A 15,621-nucleotide genomic window follows, 5' to 3' on the forward strand; every position below is an offset into this window, starting at 1 on the left:
AACCAATACTAATTGCCCGTGAGGCTTGACCATATAACACCCAAGCAATTTGACTACTCTAACGAGCATCAGATTGCGGTGTGTGAAGACGCAATGAACCGAAAGTTCGACGCTCACAAAAACACCGAAAGCTGTCACATACCCAATTTGCTGAAGCGAGGCCAACTGGTCACGACTCAGTACCCGAATTTCTTGACGACCATAGAGCATTGGAACCACCTGATCCCATCCCGAACTCAGCAGTGAAACGATGCATCGCCGATGGTAGTGTGGGGTTTCCCCATGTGAGAGTAGGTCATCGTCAAGATTAAATTCCAGAACCCCTGTTTGCTAACGCAAACAGGGGTTTTGTTTTGGGCGGTCGAAAAGCCGGCTGCCTCTGGGACTCTCGCTTAAATAGCGTGCCGTTGGGGAAATCAATGCAAAGTGTTTCTGCATTTTTGGTATGGTGCAGCACATTTTCACAAGGACTGATCGTTACCCGCAGGAGGCGGCGTCGCTAATTTCCAACGAGATGCTGTAGAAATGCCTGAACCGATACCTATCAAAGATCACGAAAAAGAAAACCGCCTGGTCAACAAACGCTTGCTGGCCTGTGCACTGCTGGTGGTAGGCATCACCTGTGCCCTGGTGGGGCGTATGTATTTTCTGCAAGTGGTGCAGTACGACTACCACTCCACGATCTCGGAAAACAATCGGGTTCACGTACTGCCGATCACGCCAACTCGCGGCTTGATCTATGACCGTAATGGTGTAGTCCTGGCCGACAACCGTCCGAGTTACAACCTGACCATCACCCGTGAACGCACCACCGATCTCAAGGGTGAGCTGGACGCGATCGTCAATCTGCTGCATCTGCCTGCCGAAGACCGAGCCATGTTCGATAAGGCGCTTAAGCAGGCTCGTCACCCGTTTGTTCCGGTCACGTTGTTCTATGAGTTGAACGAAGAACAGATCGCTGTTTTGGCCGTCAACGAGTTCCGTCTACCAGGGGTGGACGTCGAGCCCCAGTTTGTCCGCCACTACCCGCTGGGTGCGCACTTTGCCCACTCCATCGGCTACGTCGGCCGCATCAATGAGAAAGAATCCAAGACCCTTGATTCCGTGGAGTACCGCGGTACCCAATCCATCGGTAAAACCGGGATCGAGCGTTTTTATGAGGCCGAGCTGCACGGCCATGTCGGTTATGAAGAGGTCGAGACCAACGCCCAGGGGCGCGTACTACGCGTGCTCAAGCACACCGATCCGATCCCTGGCAAAAACATCGTCCTGAGCCTCGACGTCAAGCTTCAGGAAGCCGCGGAAGAAGCCCTGGGCGACCGGCGTGGTTCGGTCGTGGCTCTGGACCCGCAAACCGGTGAAGTACTGGCCATGGTCAGCAAACCGAGTTTCGATCCGAACCTGTTCGTCACCGGCATCAGCTTCAAGGAATACGCCGCGCTGCACGATTCCATTGATCGGCCGCTGTTCAACCGCGTGCTACGTGGGCTCTATGCGCCGGGTTCAACCATTAAGCCGGAAGTTGCTATCGCGGGTCTCGACAGTGGCGTTGTCACCCCGCAAACCCGGGTGTTTGACCCTGGCTATTACCAGTTGCCGGACTTTGACCACAAATACCGCAACTGGAACCACAGTGGCGACGGTTGGGTAGACATGGACGCCGCCATCATGCGTTCCAACGACACTTACTTCTACGACCTGGCCCACAAGCTAGGCATCGATCGCCTGCACGACTACCTCGCCGAGTTCGGCCTTGGTCAGAAGGTGTCCCTGGACATGTTCGAAGAGTCCGCAGGTCTGATGCCATCCCAGGCCTGGAAGCGTGCGACCCGTCGCCAGCCCTGGTTCCCAGGCGAAACCGTCATCCTTGGCATCGGCCAGGGCTATATGCAAGTGACACCACTGCAACTGGCCCAAGCCACTGCATTGATCGCCAATAAAGGCATCTGGAACCGTCCGCACCTGGCCAAGACCATCAACGGCGTGCCTCCGGTGGATGAGAACCCGATGCCCAACGTGGTCTTAAAAGACCCGCGTGATTGGGAGCAGGTCAACCATGGTATGCAATTGGTGATGCACGACCCACGCGGTATCGCCCGGGCGGCAGCGCAAGGCGCCCAATACCGCATCGCCGGCAAGAGCGGCACCGCCCAGGTAGTGGCGATCAAGCAGGGTGAGCGCTACAACCGCAACAAGACGCTGGAGCGTCATCGCGATAACGCCTTGTTCGTCGGTTTTGCGCCGGCCGAACATCCGAAAATCGTGATTTCCGTCATGATTGAAAACGGTGAGGCCGGAGGCCGTGTGGCTGGGCCGGTTGTGCGGCAGATCATGGATGCCTGGTTGCTTGACCAGGAAGGTCATCTCAAGCCGCAGTATGCGACGCCAGCCAAAGCGCCAGGCGACCCACGCGTCTGACTCAGGCCTGCCACTCGTCCCAGCGCTCTAAGCCTTCATAGGCCAGCCATGGCACCTCATGGGCCATCCAGATATGCGAGGTGGGCCTGACGCCGGGATCATCGTCCAGCGTCGCCACCCGCACGATCACGTGGGGCTGATGCCCCCGTTCGGCAATCAGATGTGAGCCGCAGCGCGAGCAGAAGCGTCGGAGTTTCCCCGGCGAGGATTCAAAGGATGCCAAAAGCTCTTCACCGTGCGTCCAGCGAAAATGCTCGCGCATCACCCCGGCAGTGGCAACAAACGCAGCTGCGTGTGCCTTGCGACAGCTGTCGCAATGGCAGTGGCTGATGGGCATGTCCAGGCTGTCCACCTGATAGCGCACAGCTTTGCACAAGCAACTTCCATTCAATGGGTCAGTCATAACCTATGGCCAGGTCAAGGAGGGGGTCATCATCATCGCGCACAACGCAAGGTTGCGCATTGGTGGATGTCGCCTACTGTTCAAAGAAGGAGGTGACTCATGCACGTATTAGATCGAATCGAACGCAAAGTCCTGCTCAATGCATCGCGTAAACAAGTTTGGGAGGCTCTCACGGATGCCGAGCAATTTGGCAGCTGGTTCGGTATCGCGCTCAAGGGCAAAACCTTTGTAGCCGGGCAAACCATCGAAGCGCCAATTACTTACCCAGGCTACGAACATGTGGTCTGGAAGGCCAGGATCGAACGCGTCCTGCCGCAAACCCTGTTCTCTTTCTGGTGGCACCCCTTCGCGGTAGAGGAGGGCATCGACTACGACAACGAAACACCGACTCTGGTGGAGTTCACCATCGAGGATCACGCCCCCGGCATCCTGCTGCGGGTTGTCGAATCCGGTTTCGACCAGGTTCCCGAGGCACGGCGCCAGAAGGCGTTCAAGATGAACTCCCGTGGTTGGGATGAGCAGATGGGCAATATCGAAACCTATCTGAGCGAAACCCGACCAGTATGATGGTGGGCAAGGGGGCAGATCAGCCCCCCAACGTAATCACGTTCTAGAAATCAATCGACGCCGACAACTTCGCCACTCGCGGATCCCCCTGGCTCAGGAACCCGCCCTGGGCCGACTCCCAGTATTTCTCGTTGGCGACGTTCTCTACCGTGGCACCCAATGTCACCTCGCGCTTGTCCACGGCGAAGGTGTAGCGCGCACCCACGTCGAAGCGGTTCCAGGCCGGCAGGCTCAGGTTGTTGGCCGCGTCGGCGTACTGCCCGCCGGTGCGCAGCATACGCCCGCTGAGGCTTACGCCTTGCAGGCCGGGCACATCCCAATCCACCCCGGCGTTGAGCTGGAATGACGGTACGCCAATGGCACGGTTGCCGTCGTTGGCGCCGTTGAGGGTGCCCTTGAGTTCGGTTTTCATCAGGGTCACCCCGCCCAGCAAGCGCAGGCCGCTGACCGGTTCGCCAAATACGTTGAGCTCGACGCCCTTGTTGATCTGCTGACCTTCCCGCACGTAGCGGGCGGTGGTGGCGTCGATGGCCTCGGCATAACCCGCGCCGGGCTGCTCGATACGATATACACCCAGGGTCGCGCCATAGGTGCCCATGTCCACTTTGACACCCGCTTCGATCTGCTTGGACCGGGCAGGCGCATAAGCTTGCCCGCCACCGATGACCGTCAGGTTGCCTGATTTGAGCGGCGACGTCGGGCCCTGAGCCAGGCCTTCAATGCGGTTGGCATACAGAGATACGTGCTCCCACGGTTTGAACACAATGCCGTAGACCGGTGTGGTGATCGATTCGTCATAGTTGGCGGTGCGGGTACCGCTCATGTAGTTGTAACTCTGCACCACCATCTGCTGGCGACGTGCACCAACGGTCACTAACAGGCGGTCATCGAAGAACCCCAAGGTGTCGGATACCGCGACGCTACGCACGAATGTCTTGTCGGTGATGGTCGGATCGCTGAAGTCGGTACCTGGGGTATTGCGTGGGCTGTTGAGGGCCGGCGGCGCGCCGGTCACGGGGTTGTAGATATTGGTCGGGGTTTTTGCGCTGGCGAATACATAGGCGTTGCGCGCCTCGGTCCAGATGCCTGCCAGGCCGAAGTTGAGCCGATGGCTCACCGGGCCGGTGTGGAACTTGCCATTGAGGCCACCCATGGCACTGGTATTGTTTTCTTCGTGGGCGATAGTCGAGCCGCTGGCGCTGGCATTGCCGAGATTATCGCTCAAGGTCACCGACGAGTAGCGCCCCATTTCACGGCTGTGCTTGGCACCGGTTGCCGCGTAGGCGGTCCAGTTTTCATTCAGGTCATATTCGGCGCGCAGCATCCCCAAGGTGTCTTCAAGGTTGGTACTGCTCCAGCTTGGCGCGTAGTTGGTGTCTGCCGACGGCGCATCCGGCACCTGGGTGATGGTGCCAAGGAACACCGAGTTACGCCCACCGTTGATACGCTGCTTCTGATACACAAAATCACCGGACAGCCGCAACGCATCGCCGCGGTAATCAAGGCCGACGGCAAACAGCTTCGAACGCTGGTTTTCATCGTCAATGCCGGTATCGCCTTCGCGCTGGGACAGGTTGACCCGTGCGCCAAACCGGTTGTCTTCGCCGAAGCGCTGGCCAATATCCAAGTGTTCGCCAATCCGCCCATCACTGCTGATGTCGGTGCTGAAACGACGCAGTGGCACATCATCGGCTCGCTTGGGTTGCAGGTTCACGCCGCCACCAATCCCCGAGCCGGTGGGGGTGACGCCGTTGATAAAGGCGTTAGGGCCCTTGAATACCTCCACGCGCTCCAAGGCGTCAGTGGAAATGATCTGGCGCGGCAGGACACCGTACAAACCGTTATAGGAAATGTCATCGCCATTCAACGGCAGGCCACGAATCATGAACGTCTGGGACTGGTTCGCATACCCCGAGGCCTGGCGCACGGAGGAGTCATTGAGCAACACGTCGCCGACGGTTTCCGCCTGCTGGTCGCGAATCAGCTTTTCGGTGTAGGAGGACATGCTGAAGGGCACATCCATGATGTCCTGGTTGCCCAGCACACCCAGTTGGCCGCCGCGTGCAACCTGGCCACCTGCAAACTCTGGTGGCAGAGCCGTGGGCGCAAGGGCTTGGACATTGATGTTGGTGGCGCCCAGTTCCAGCACGTTGTCTGAGGCCGCTGGGGCTGCCGCTTGTGCCGCAAGGCTCACGGAGCAGCAAAGGGCGAGCAGGGTCGGGCGAAATGGCGCAGCGAAAAGATTGCAGAGGGGCATGGTCGATCCAGGCGGCTAACTTATGAGGAAGGGGGCAGCGACGTTGCGCTTCCTCACTGCGCGGATACGACTCCGACGCAAATGATAGTGATTGTTATTAATGTCCTGCAACAAATTTATGCGATTGCGCTCTGCGTGCGCGTTAACCTGCCGCGTTTGTACAGATGCCGAGTAGAATCACGCCCTGAAAGCGATTCCTGAGGTGCGGTACGGTGGATTTACAGCAGGGTTTTGTCCTGACCCGGCATTGGCGCGATACCCCGTTAGGCACGGAGGTCAGTTTCTGGCTGGCCACCGACCACGGGCCTCGGTGTATTCGCCTACCCGTGCAAACCTCGGTGATGTTCATCCCCGAAGTCCATCGCAAGCCGCTCGATTGGCTGCTCAAGGGCGAGCGTGATCTGGAGTTGCGTGCGCTGCAACTGTGCGACTTCCACCATCGCCCGGTCCTGGGCCTCTATGCCCGCCAGCACCGCCAATTGATGGACATCGAAAAGCGCCTGCGCAGCGCCGGGGTCGATGTCTACGAAGGCGACGTGCGACCGCCCGAGCGTTACATGATGGAGCGTTTTATCACTGCCCCCGTATGGTTCGGCGGCACGCCCGACGCGAACGGCACCTTGCTCGACGCGCAAATGAAGCCTGCCCCCGACTACCGGCCTCCCTTGAAGCTGGTGTCCTTGGACATTGAGACCACCGCCCAGGGCGATCTCTATTCCATCGCCCTCGAAGGCTGCGGCGAACGCCAGGTGTACATGCTCGGCCCGCCGAACAAAACCGACGCCGTGGATTTCAAGCTCGACTATTGCGACACCCGTGCTCAACTGCTCGAACGCCTCAACCAATGGCTGGCCACGTTTGACCCCGACGCGATCATCGGCTGGAACGTGGTGCAGTTCGACCTGCGCGTCCTCCACGAACACGCCCAACGCCTGAACGTGCCGCTGTTGCTGGGACGTGGCGGTGAAGCCATGGCCTGGCGCGAGCACGGCAGCCGCAATCACTACTTTGCGGCGGCGGCGGGGCGGTTGATCATCGACGGTATCGAAGCGCTGCGTTCGGCCACTTGGAGTTTTGAGTCCTTCAGCCTGGAAAACGTCGCGCAAACCCTGCTTGGCGAAGGCAAGGACATCTCCACGCCGTACCAGCGCATGGACGAAATCAACCGCATGTTCGCCGAGGACAAGCCCGCCCTGGCGCGCTACAACCTCAAGGACTGCGAACTGGTCACGCGGATTTTCGAGAAGACCGAGCTGCTCAAGTTCTTGCTGGAACGCGCCAGCGTCACCGGCTTGCCGGCCGACCGTAACGGCGGCTCGGTGGCCGCCTTCACCCACCTGTACATGCCGTTGATGCACCGCCAGGGTTTCGTCGCGCCGAACCTGGGCGACAAACCGCCCCAGGCCAGCCCCGGCGGGTTTGTCATGGACTCGCGCCCGGGCCTCTATGAATCGGTGCTGGTGCTGGACTACAAAAGCCTTTACCCGTCGATCATCCGCAGTTTCCTCATCGACCCGGTGGGCTTGATCGAAGGCCTCAAGCATCCCGACGACAGTGACTCGGTGGAAGGCTTTCGCGGCGCACGCTTCTCCCGCACCCGGCATTGCCTGCCGTCCATCGTCACCCGGGTGTCCGAAGGCCGCGAAGAGGCCAAGCGCGAGCGCAATGCGCCGCTCTCCCAGGCACTGAAGATCATCATGAACGCCTTTTACGGTGTGCTCGGCTCCAGCGGCTGTCGGTTCTTCGACACTCGACTGGCATCCTCGATCACCCTGCGTGGGCACCAGATCATGCGCCAGACCCGCGAGCTGGTGGAGGCCCAGGGTTATGAAGTGATCTACGGCGACACCGACTCCACCTTCGTCTGGCTCGGCAGCGCCCATTCTCCGCAGGATGCCAACCGCATCGGCCTGGCGCTGGTGCAGCACGTCAATGATTGGTGGCGCGCCCACCTGAGCACCGAGTACGGCCTGCGAAGTGCTTTGGAGCTGCAATACGAAACCCACTTCAGCCGCTTCCTGATGCCGACCATCCGTGGCGCGGAGGAGGGCAGCAAGAAGCGCTACGCCGGTTTGGTGATGCGCGACGATGGCAGCGAAGAGATGGTCTACAAAGGCCTGGAAACCGTGCGCAGCGATTGGTCGCCTCTGGCCCGGCAATTTCAGCAGGAACTCTACCGGCGCATCTTCCATCGCCAGCCCCATCAGGACTACATACGCGACTACGTGCGCCGTACCCTGAGCGGCGAATTCGACGAGTTGCTGATCTACCGCAAGCGCCTGCGCCGGCCCTTGCACGACTACGAACGCAACGTCCCGCCCCATGTGCGCGCGGCACGCCTGGCAGACGAGTACAACGACCGCCTGGGGCGCCCGCGCCAGTACCAGCGCGGTGGCTGGATCAGCTACGTGATCAGCGTCAACGGCCCCGAACCCTTGGAAGTGCGGCAAGCGCCCATCGACTACGACCACTATGTGACCCGGCAATTGCAGCCCGTTGCCGACGCGATCCTGCCGTTTGTGAATGATGACTTCGGTACCCTGGTGGGCGGGCAGATGGGGCTATTCTAGGCATTGGACCACACTGTCCCTATCGCCCATCGCTCAGGAGGCAACGCCCATGTACACACTTTATGGCACCGACGAATCCGGTTCCTGCATGATCGAAATCGCCCTGCAGCGCTGCGCCGTGCCGTGGCATCGCGTGGACGCCAGCTCCTGGCAGGACGGCGAGGGCAGCGACGCTCTTGCACGTATCAATCCACTCAAGCAGATCCCCACCCTGGTCACCCCCAATGGCCAGGTGCTGACCGAAAGCGCCGCTATCCTGATCCACCTGGGCCTGGAGTACCCCAAGTCCGAGTTGCTGGCCGGCGATCGTGCGCAGATCCTGCGCGGGCTGCTGTACATCGCCGCCAACTGTTATTCGGCGATCGGCATCATCGACTACCCGCAACGCTGGTTGGGTAATGCCGATGAGGTGCAGCAAGCGCAACTGGTCAGCGGCACACGGCGCTACCTGCACCAGGCCTGGGTCGTGTTTGCCGATCAGTTTGCCGACCAGCTGTTTACCCCGGGCAATGTGCCGAATGCACTGGGCATCATGGCGGCGGCGGTGTCGCGCTGGGATGACGCGCGCGAGGTGCTCGGCAACCTGGCGCCGGGCTTTGCGCAGAGCCTGGAGCGGGTAGACGCCGACCCTGTTGTGGCCCCGGTTTTTGCCCGGCATTGGCCGCAGTGGAAGGTCTCGTAACCGGAAGAAACAAAGCTCCGGCCACTGTCCAAGCCCTTGCGTCGCGGGCGTCCTGACCTACTCTTCTCAAAGTGATGTAGGAATCATCCTTGAATTTGACTGTCGCAGACATGAAACTCAAGAACCCTGCATGGAATTCAAAGGAGGTGCGCATGCTCATCCGGTCGCTGACCCTGGCTACCTTGATGGCTTTTACGGGGCCGTTGTTGGCCGCTGATGATAATCCGCTCAAGCAGGAGTTGGGTAAGACGCGCCCGCTGGTGGTCGTGGAGCTTGATGCTGGAAACCCGACACTGGCAACGCTGAAGAAACAACTGGAAGAGGCTGCCACCAAGCAGTCCTTCGAAGAGCGCAGCATGGTGTTCTACACCGTCAAGTTCGGTAGCATTGGCGCCGAAGGGGAGAAGTTCGCCAAGGACCCAAAGGACAGCAAAAAGCTCACGCCGCCTGAAACCAACGCGCTGATCCGTGCCCTCAAGCTCGGCGTCGGCAGCGGCACCAAGGTGATCCTGATCGGCAAGGATGGCGAGAAGAAACTGGAGAAGACCGTACCGCCGGATACCCTCGACCTGAAGGAATTTTTCAGCGCCATTGACCAGATGCCGATGGCCGAGAAAGAAGCGGCTGCTCCGGTTGTGCCAGAACCTGCGCCTGCGCCTGGCAAGAACGCTACCAAAGCGGGTAAGGCAACCAAGCCGGCTGCGCCTCAACAGCTGGATGACTGAGTCCGTGCAGGAGCTGGCTTACCAGCTCCTGCGCAGGCCGTTGCGGTGGTGGCTCCAGTTCACTGTTTCCACGGCTTGAACCACCCAGCCAACCCTCCCAATACCAGGGCCGCCGTCACGGTACTCAAGCCCAGTTGCCAGCCATCGTTTTGCAGTGGATGCAAGATGACGGCTGCAGAACCCAGTAATACCGCACTCAGCCCCCATTGCAGCGGCCAGCGCAGTTGCCCAAGCAATTGCTGGCGTTGCATCAGCAGCAGGTTGGTGACGATAACCCCGCCCAACGCCGCCAGGGCGATACCCGGCAAACCCAGAAAGTACGGCAGCAGCACCAACAGCAAAGCGTTGACCCCGCTGCCCAGCAATTCGCAGCGCAAGGGCAGGCGCGTGTCGCCGCTGGCATAGGCGTAGCGGGCGAGCATAGCGTTCCAGGCGCCGAACACCAATGGCGTCGCGAACCAGGCCAGCAGGGCGGGCAGTGGGCTGTCGGCGCTTTGGGCGGGCATCAGCAGATGAATCAGCACCGGGCTGGCGCCGATCAGGCCGAGGGCGGCCGGCAGGCTGAGCAGGGTCGCAGCATCCAGGCCTCGGCGCAGCAGGGCCAGGCGCTGCTGGCCTTGTTCGCCGCTCATCATGCCCAGCAGTACCTGGTTGAGGCTCATCAGGGCGATCAAGGGCAGATTGATCAGTTTGCGTGCAAGGTTGACCCACGTGACGGCACCTTCCCCCAGGTAACTGGCGATCAAGCGCTCGAGCAGCGCCAAACCCTGGCTGGCGACATTGCTGGCCAACAATGGTCCGATGCGCCCCAACAGTTCGCGGCCCGCCAGCTTGTCGCCAGTGACTTGCCACGGCCGCCAGCCGAAAGACCAGACCGGCGCCAGCAGCGGCAGGCACATCAATACACTGCCGGCAAAAAAGCTCATGGCCAGTTCGCCGCTGTCGCTTGCGCTGCCACGGATAAACAGGTACAGCACCGGCGGCAGGTTGAACAGCAAAGAGCCCAGCCCCGGCAGCACAAAACGCTGGCGTGCCTGCAAGGGAATACTGAACAACCCATGCATCACCAGGCCCGGCGCACAGGCCGCCAGCCAGCGCAAGTTAGCGGCGGCTTCGGCATGGGCTGCGGCGTCCAGGCCGGGGCCGATCAGGCGCACCCACAGCGGCGCGCCCAGCGCCAATACGGCAAACAGGGCCAGGCCTACTCCCAGCAGGCGTGGAGAAAGGCTGGCCAGCCAGGCTTGCTGGCGTTGTGGGTCGCGTTGTTGATAGAGGGGCAGGGCAGCCGCCGCAAGCAAGCCGGCGGCCAGGGTCATGCGCAACGCTTCGGGCAAAAACACCGCCACCAGAAACCCGTCGCTGCGGCTGCCCGCGCCCCAGGCCGCCACCAGCAGCCATTCGCGGGCAAAACCGGCGACCAGCCCGGCGAGGGTCGCGACGGTCAGCCAGAGCGTGCTGCCGAACATCAGTGAAACAGGGTGAACAGGCCTTTGCCACCCACCTTGTAGTTCAGATCATGGCAACGTTCGCCCATGATTTTGGCCCCGGAACCGCCAATGATTTTGTAGGGGGCCACAGCCTTGGCCACCACGGTATTGGCGCTGATCACCGAACCATGACCCAGGTGCGTGCCGTAGCCGATCAACGCCCGGCTGCCGATCCACACATAGTCGTCGATGTAGATCGGCCCGGAAATCGACCAGAACTCCGGTGCCTGCAAATCATGACTGCCGGCGATGATCAGCACGTGGGAGGCAATCGCCACGTGGTTACCGATCACCAGCCCGGCGCGGGCGTCCACCTGGCAATGCCAACCGATCACCGTATCGTCACCGACTCTCAAATTGTGGATGCCCAACACTTCGGTGTTACGCCACAAGCTTGTGCCCTTGCCGATCTTCGCGCCGCCCAGGCGCAGCCAGGCAATGCGCACATGGTGGCTGGGGATCTTGTTGATCAAAATGTTGTAGGCCATGTCCCAGGCGTTGCGCCAGCGATCCTTGATCGTTGCCCAGTTTTTGCCATAGCGCGGCAACAGCTTGCCCGGCAGGTCCTGTTTCATACGGCGGAACAAAAGGCGGGCCACCGGGTGCTCAAGGGCGGGTTCCAGGTCGATGGAGTTTATCCAGAAGCGCTTGTTGTCGCCTTCGCCCTCTTCAAACACCACGTCGTTGGCCAGGCACCAGTCCAGCGCCTCTTCCAGGTCCGGCAGGCTCACGCCCAGTTCAGCGGCCAGTGTGGGGAGGCGATCGCGCAAATCGGTGGAGTGAATCATCCGGTGTTTCATGGTTGGTTATCCTTTGGCGCAATAGCAGCAACAGGGGCGGTAATGGAGGGGCGCAGACGCACCTGTTGCAGGCTCATGCCCATCAACAGCCAGAACAGCGCGATCAGTACAAAGGTGAAGCTGAAATAGTGGTCGAAAATCCCCGTCAACAGCGCTGCCATCACGCCGCAGATACACCCCAGCCACAGGGCGTTGTCGGCGGTGACCTTGCGCACCTGGCCCAGCGGCCGCACTTCACGCCACCACAACACCGTGACGGTGATAAACAACAGCATCCCCGGAATGCCGACCTTGTAAATGAAGTTCAGCCACAGGTTGGAGATGCCCAACAGGTTGGTGCCGGGTACGGGTGGGTCGATCTTGAAGCCGATCCCCAGGGGGTATGTCGACATGGCCTCGGGGAATCTTGCGTACTCGTCGAAGCGGATTTCGGTACTGGCGTTGGTGGACGAAAAGATAGTCAGCAAGCGCTCCTGCAACGGCGGATAGAACATCACCAGCGCAACCCCAAACGCCACGCCGATACCGATGATGCGCCCGCTGTTAGGTACGCGCTTATAGGTCAGCCAGATCAGCACCAGCGCCAGGGCCACGATGGCGCCACGGGAAATACTCAGCAGCAGGCCGGCGCAACCCAGCACCGCCACCGCCAGGCCCAGCGCCCGGCGCCAGCCGCTGCGGGTCCAGCCGTAGAACAGCGCCAGGGGGATAAACAGCACCAGCACGCCACCCGTCAGGTTTGGGTGCACCCAGGGCGAGGCCATGCGCGTGTAGTTGGCGGAAAAAATATCCTTCACCGCTTCCGGGTGGGCGTACTTGAGGTCGGTAAGCACCTCGATCATCGACATGGCGTTGCGCGTTTTCAAAAACATGAAAATCGACAGCAACAGCATCGCCAGGTTGCCCAGCAGCAGGGCGACCACCACCTTGTCGCGGTCGGCGTCGGTGCGCAGCAGCAACGGCACGATAAACAGCAACGACAGGTTCATCAGCCAGCGTACCCAGTTCACCGGTCCGTTGCCTTCGGCATGGATGATGACCATGCCCCAGATAAACGGAATAGTGCTGAACAGCATCAGCCACATCAGCGCGCGCTCGGTCGGACGCCACAGGATCAAGCCGCGGGTCTTGCCGATAAACGATTGCCAGAACACCCCGACCCAGGTCAGCCCCAACACGGCTTCGCTGATGGTGGTGCGGATCCCCAGTTCCAACGTGGTGTAGGGAATGCTGGTGGCCAACACCGCGAAAATCAGCAAGCCCCACAGGGGAAAGCGGATCAGGGTCAAGGCCACACCCGCGCCGGCCACGACCAGCAAGGCCTTGATCGGCGACAGGGCCAACAGCAAAATGCCGAAGACCAGGCCCAGGAGCAGACTGATGAGTTTTCCTGGCAGCATTAGCGGTCCAATTCCTTGAGCAAAGTATCCAGGCGCGAGCGATAGGCCGGTTCGGCAAATTGCCGGGCCCAGGCGCGCTGCGTTTCGGCGTCTGCCTTGTCGCCCGCGGTTGCCAGTTGCTGCATGACGTTCTGCAATTGCCTGGCATCGTGTGGGTCGAAGCGCGGGGCGCCGGGCGGCGCGACTTCATCCAGGGCGGAACCGCGTGCCACCGCCACCGGCGTGCCGACACTCAAGGCTTCCACCACCGGCAGGCCAAAGCCTTCGGCATAAGACGGCTGCCATAGGCAGTCGGTATGACGGTAGAGGGCTTGCAGTTGGCCGTCGGATAAACCGCTGCACCAATGCAGGCCCGGCAGTTCGCCAAGGGCGGACGGTACATCGCTGGCATGGCCCACCAGCACCAGGTCCGGCACCTCAGGGTTCGCCGCACGGCAGGCCTGCCATTGGCGCAGGAAAAATGCCATGTTCTTGCGCGGCTCCCGCGTGCCCACCACCAGCCAGTAACGCGCCGGCAGGTTGTCTGGCAGCGGTTCTGGCGCTGCATTCAATTCGGGCACCAGGTTGCTCAACACCCGGAACTTGGCCCGGGCCCAGGGGAATACGCGGGCGGCTTCGTTGCAGGAAAACTGCGAAGGGCACCACACCCGGTCAGCCTGCCACACCGACCAGGCAATCGAGGCGCCGTCGATCAAGCGATAGGCCAGGGCCTTGAGCCTGGAGCGATGGAAGTTACGCTGAGTCAGCTGAAACAGATCATGCAGCACCAGGACATAACGGGTGCCGGCGGGTTTGCGGCACAGCGGCAAGCCCATATTGGCCGTGGCGATGTGCAGGTCGATCTGTTGCTCGTGCAAGGCTCTGGGCAAAAATTTGCGCTCGAACCGCAAGCGTACCTGCGGCCGTTGCAGGCCATCCAGCGGGCTGGCCCACGGTGGGCAAATGGCGTTCTGGCGTTGCGGGTGGTCCAGGGGCGCCTCAGTGAACAGCACCACCTCGGTGTTGCCCCGTGCGCGCAGGGCATCTTCCAGCGCCAGGACCTGGCGGGCGATGCCCGACGAGGGCGCAACCGTGGCGGGGCGATAGTCCAGGGCTACGCGCATGGCTGAGACTCCTTAGAGGCGATCAAGGTGCGGTAGATGTGCTCCAGTTCGTCACCGGCCACCGCCCAGTCGTGGTAATGCCGCGCATAATCGCGTGCCGCATCGGCCAGTTGCCGGGCCAGCAGCGGCTGATCCAGCAAACGCACGATGGCATCGGCCAGGGCCTCGGCGCTTTCGCCCGCGAGGTAATGCGCCTGGGGTTGCACCGCTAAACCGGAAACACCCTGGGCCGTGCTGACCAGCGGCAAGCCGGCGGCCATTGCCTCCAGCACCTTGAGCTTGGAGCCGCCGCCATGGCGCAACGCGGCGACAAAACCGGCGCAGCGCCGTTGCAGGGCGCACAGATCAGGAACAAACCCCAGCCACTCGACACGTTCATCAGGCCAACGGTCGCGCCAGTGTTCGGGCAAGCCGTAACCGGCCACTGCCAGGCGCGCGTTCGGACACTGCAGCCAGACCCGGGGGAATATCTCCTCAAGCAACCACTGCACAGCGTCCAGGTTCGGTGCGTATTCGTAATTGCCGACAAACAACAAACGCTGGCTCTGTGCATCGACACTGACCTGGGCGAAGGCACGGCTGTCGACGCCATTGACTACCACGCTTACCGGCGTTGCAGTCAACGGCCGCATGGCCTGGGCGTCCGCGTCGGTCACCGCGATCACATGGGCGGCGGCATCGAACGCCTTGCGTTCCCATTGCCGGCAGCGCCATTGGTCGTACTGCACGAACGGCGCAGCCCACTTGGGGAAACGGTCATAAGTGGCGCCACCCAGGCTTGATTCCAGGTTGTGCTCGGTCAGCACAAACTCGCGCTGGCGCTGCTGCAAGGTGCGCAGAAACGGTTGCAGGCTGTAGCTGTGTTCCACTTGAATCACGTCCCAGCGCTCGTTCAACAGTTGCGCAAATTGGGCTTGCAACGGTGCCGACAGGCCATTGACCGTGGTCAACAGCGGCCACGGTGCGAATACGCCCGCGAGCAGGGTCATCGGGTGTTTCAGTGGCCGGCGCGGCACCACGATCAGGCGTTCGAGCAACGGTTCAAGGGCTGCGTGCACCGCGTCATCGGCCGGTGTCTTCGATTGCGCCAGCAGCGTGATGCGATGCCCGCGCTCACTCAAGGTGCGCAGCAAATGATACTGCCGGGTCTTGCCGCCGCTGGTGGTCGGCCACGGCAGATAGGGCACAATCCATAGGATTCTCATGTAC

At 61.2% G+C, this 15,621-nt stretch carries 12 protein-coding genes and 1 rRNA gene; 6 read left to right on the forward strand and 7 right to left on the reverse strand.

Annotated features, from left to right (window positions below; genetic code table 11):
• Positions 1-191 precede the first annotated feature (191 nt).
• Positions 192-307, forward strand: a 5S ribosomal RNA gene (rrf, locus tag E4O98_RS16290).
• Positions 308-525: 218 nt separating this feature from the next.
• Positions 526-2,418: a penicillin-binding protein 2 gene (mrdA, locus tag E4O98_RS16295; protein ID WP_005786773.1), complete on the forward strand. Its 1,893-nt coding sequence runs from the start codon at positions 526-528 to the stop codon at positions 2,416-2,418.
• Position 2,419: 1 nt separating this feature from the next.
• Here mrdA and E4O98_RS16300 read toward each other — a convergent pair whose 3' ends face one another.
• Positions 2,420-2,821 (reverse strand): GFA family protein, encoded by a 402-nt coding sequence (locus E4O98_RS16300; RefSeq protein WP_032876924.1) that lies wholly within the window; start codon positions 2,819-2,821, stop codon positions 2,420-2,422.
• A gap of 99 nt (positions 2,822-2,920) precedes the next feature.
• Here E4O98_RS16300 and E4O98_RS16305 point away from each other — a divergent pair, with 99 nt between their 5' ends.
• A complete protein-coding gene (locus E4O98_RS16305) occupies positions 2,921-3,388 on the forward strand; it encodes an SRPBCC family protein (RefSeq protein ID WP_032876921.1) in 468 nt (155 codons plus the stop codon).
• 43 nt (positions 3,389-3,431) lie between these two features.
• Here the strand turns inward: E4O98_RS16305 and E4O98_RS16310 are convergent, their stop codons facing one another.
• Positions 3,432-5,645 (reverse strand): TonB-dependent siderophore receptor, encoded by a 2,214-nt coding sequence (locus tag E4O98_RS16310; RefSeq protein WP_103735414.1) that lies wholly within the window; start codon positions 5,643-5,645, stop codon positions 3,432-3,434.
• Positions 5,646-5,857: 212 nt separating this feature from the next.
• On the opposite strand from E4O98_RS16310, the gene E4O98_RS16315 reads away from it, so the two are divergent.
• The 3 genes from E4O98_RS16315 (at position 5,858) to E4O98_RS16325 (ending at position 9,622) form a co-directional block, all read left to right on the forward strand.
• Entirely contained in the window at positions 5,858-8,215 is a 2,358-nt protein-coding gene (locus E4O98_RS16315; protein ID WP_248135719.1) for a DNA polymerase II, read from the forward strand.
• 49 nt (positions 8,216-8,264) lie between these two features.
• Entirely contained in the window at positions 8,265-8,897 is a 633-nt protein-coding gene (locus E4O98_RS16320) for a glutathione S-transferase (RefSeq protein WP_032876914.1), read from the forward strand.
• A gap of 152 nt (positions 8,898-9,049) precedes the next feature.
• A complete protein-coding gene (locus E4O98_RS16325) occupies positions 9,050-9,622 on the forward strand; it encodes a DUF4174 domain-containing protein (protein ID WP_032876911.1) in 573 nt (190 codons plus the stop codon).
• 59 nt (positions 9,623-9,681) lie between these two features.
• Here E4O98_RS16325 and E4O98_RS16330 read toward each other — a convergent pair whose 3' ends face one another.
• Genes E4O98_RS16330 through E4O98_RS16350 form a run of 5 tightly spaced genes read right to left on the reverse strand, consistent with a single transcriptional unit; the run spans position 9,682 to position 15,617 of the window.
• Positions 9,682-11,088: a lipid II flippase MurJ gene (locus E4O98_RS16330; protein WP_032876909.1), complete on the reverse strand. Its 1,407-nt coding sequence runs from the start codon at positions 11,086-11,088 to the stop codon at positions 9,682-9,684.
• Positions 11,088-11,909 (reverse strand): acyltransferase, encoded by an 822-nt coding sequence (locus E4O98_RS16335; RefSeq protein WP_005786788.1) that lies wholly within the window; start codon positions 11,907-11,909, stop codon positions 11,088-11,090. Before E4O98_RS16335 ends, E4O98_RS16330 begins: the two co-directional genes overlap by 1 nt.
• Positions 11,906-13,309, reverse strand: coding sequence for an O-antigen ligase family protein (locus tag E4O98_RS16340; protein WP_005786790.1), 1,404 nt, complete (start codon positions 13,307-13,309; stop codon positions 11,906-11,908). Before E4O98_RS16340 ends, E4O98_RS16335 begins: the two co-directional genes overlap by 4 nt.
• Entirely contained in the window at positions 13,309-14,412 is a 1,104-nt protein-coding gene (locus E4O98_RS16345; protein ID WP_223019137.1) for a glycosyltransferase family 1 protein, read from the reverse strand. Before E4O98_RS16345 ends, E4O98_RS16340 begins: the two co-directional genes overlap by 1 nt.
• The gene (locus E4O98_RS16350) at positions 14,403-15,617 is read right to left on the reverse strand and encodes a glycosyltransferase family 4 protein (protein WP_248135720.1); all 1,215 of its coding nucleotides are present in this window, start codon (positions 15,615-15,617) and stop codon (positions 14,403-14,405) included. Before E4O98_RS16350 ends, E4O98_RS16345 begins: the two co-directional genes overlap by 10 nt.
• Between the last annotated feature and the right edge of the window lie 4 nt (positions 15,618-15,621).

Source organism: Pseudomonas sp. W2Jun17 (assembly GCF_023127795.1).
Classification (GTDB): Bacteria; Pseudomonadota; Gammaproteobacteria; order Pseudomonadales; family Pseudomonadaceae; genus Aquipseudomonas; species Aquipseudomonas synxantha_A.